The organism is Streptomyces malaysiense, from assembly GCF_000980885.2.
GTDB lineage: Bacteria > Actinomycetota > Actinomycetes > Streptomycetales > Streptomycetaceae > Streptomyces > Streptomyces malaysiense.
On the sequence record NZ_LBDA02000117.1, the window covers coordinates 1 to 1705 of the forward strand.

Genomic DNA, 1705 nt, shown 5'->3' on the forward strand with positions numbered 1-1705 from the left:
AGAAGCTGTTGTCTTTCCGATCTTGAGAGATGCGCGTCGAACGGGAGTCCCGATCGGGTGGTCGCGGGTCCCTGGGTGCATACGAACAGGGCCTCCTGAACAGCTCGTTGGTGTCGAATCACCGAGCAGCAGGAGGCCCTGGTGCAGCAGTCTTGCGTGCCGATGGCCGGGCAGTCCAGCGCGGTCACCTGGGAGTGTGACTGCCTGGCTCACCGGTTCGGAAACGCCGCCGACAACGGGACGCGGCAGCCTCGCTACCCGACGGACATGACGGACGCGGAGTGGGCCCGGGTCCTGCCGCTGTTGCCAGTGCCGGGCTGGATGCGCGGCCGGGGCGGCCGGCCGGAGGCGTACTGCCACCGTGCCATGCTCGATGCGATCCGGTATCTCGTGGACAACGGGATCAAGTGGCGGGCGATGCCCAGCGACTTCCCGCCGTGGGACCGCATCTACGCATTCTTCGGCCGCTGGCGCGACAACGCCCTGGTCAAGGAGTTCCACGACCGGTTGCGCGGACAGGTCCGCGAGGAGCTGGGGCGCGACGCGCAGCCGACCGCCGCGGTGATCGACTCGCAGTCCGTCAAGGCGGACGCCGTCGTCGGAACGGACAGCCGCGGCTTCGACGGCGGCAAGCTGGTCAACGGCCGCAAGCGGCACGTCGTGGTCGACACCCTCGGCCTGCTACTGGGAGTGATGGTCACCGCCGCGGACACCGGCGACCGCGCCGCCGCCCAGGTGCTGCTCGGCCAGGTCGCCGACGTGCACCACCGGCTGGAACTGGTCTGGGCCGACGGCGGCTACACCGGCAGCCTCGTCGAGTACTGCCTGGCCACGTTCGCGCTGGTCCTGGCGATCGTGAAACGCAGCGACGACATGCGCGGCTTCGTGGTGCTGCCCAAGCGGTGGATCGTCGAGCGCCTCTTCGCCCATCTGATGCGAAGCCGCCGCCTGGTGCGCGACTTCGAGCGGCGGACTACCAGCGCGGAGGCGATGGTCTACTGGTCGATGACCTTGCTCATGACCCGTCGCCTGGCCCGCTCACGCCTGCCGCGAGAGTGAACCGGCCCGGCTGCCGCTCGGCCAGCCAGCCGCGGGCCACCAGGCGTTTCGCTTTCGACCGCAGCGCCTCCACCTTCGCCGGCACCGCGTCCAGGCCGAACGCCACGGCCATCTCCTGGCAGGTCAACGGCCCTTGATGGAGCCGGGCCCGGTCCGCGAGCGCCATGAGAATTCGCTGGTAGTCCGCCGACAGCACCGACCAGGCCAGCCCCTGGCGCCACATCGGCACCTGCGACTTCGGCTTCGCCGCGTCCTGGAGCGCCGACTGCACCTGCGCATCCCGCGGATCCACGGTGACCTCCACCTCGGCGGTGGCACCGTCGTCGGGAGCCAGCACCGTATCGACCCGCCTGCGAGCGATCGTCCACTCCTGCCATTCCAGCTCGGCCGCGGCAAGCTCGGCCTGGATGCGGTCGGCCTCCTCCCGCAGTCCGTCGACTCGACGCCGAGCGGAGAGCTCGTGCTGTTCCAGCAGTCCAACAACCGACGGCATCCGCGACCTCCCGGGAACGACGACCCGACAGGCCACCACTCCCACGGACCCACCACTCCTATCCCCGACCAGCAGAAACGTGCCGATCACGTCCGGAAAGACAACAGCTTCTTACGGGTGTCAAGCACTGCCAGAGGCCGACGATCAGGGATG

Annotated in this window: 2 protein-coding genes; one reads left to right on the top strand and one right to left on the bottom strand. The window is 69.2% G+C overall.

Features of this window, described 5'->3' with window-relative positions:
• The first annotated feature begins 141 nt into the window (after positions 1–141).
• Positions 142–1059, top strand: coding sequence for an IS5 family transposase (locus tag VT52_RS33585; RefSeq protein WP_240509994.1), 918 nt, complete (start codon positions 142–144; stop codon positions 1057–1059).
• Here VT52_RS33585 and VT52_RS33590 read toward each other — a convergent pair.
• On the bottom strand, positions 1016–1552 hold the full coding sequence (locus VT52_RS33590) for a hypothetical protein (protein ID WP_046428814.1): 537 nt from the start codon (positions 1550–1552) through the stop codon (positions 1016–1018). The two genes, VT52_RS33585 and VT52_RS33590, sit on opposite strands and share 44 nt — an antisense overlap.
• Between the last annotated feature and the right edge of the window lie 153 nt (positions 1553–1705).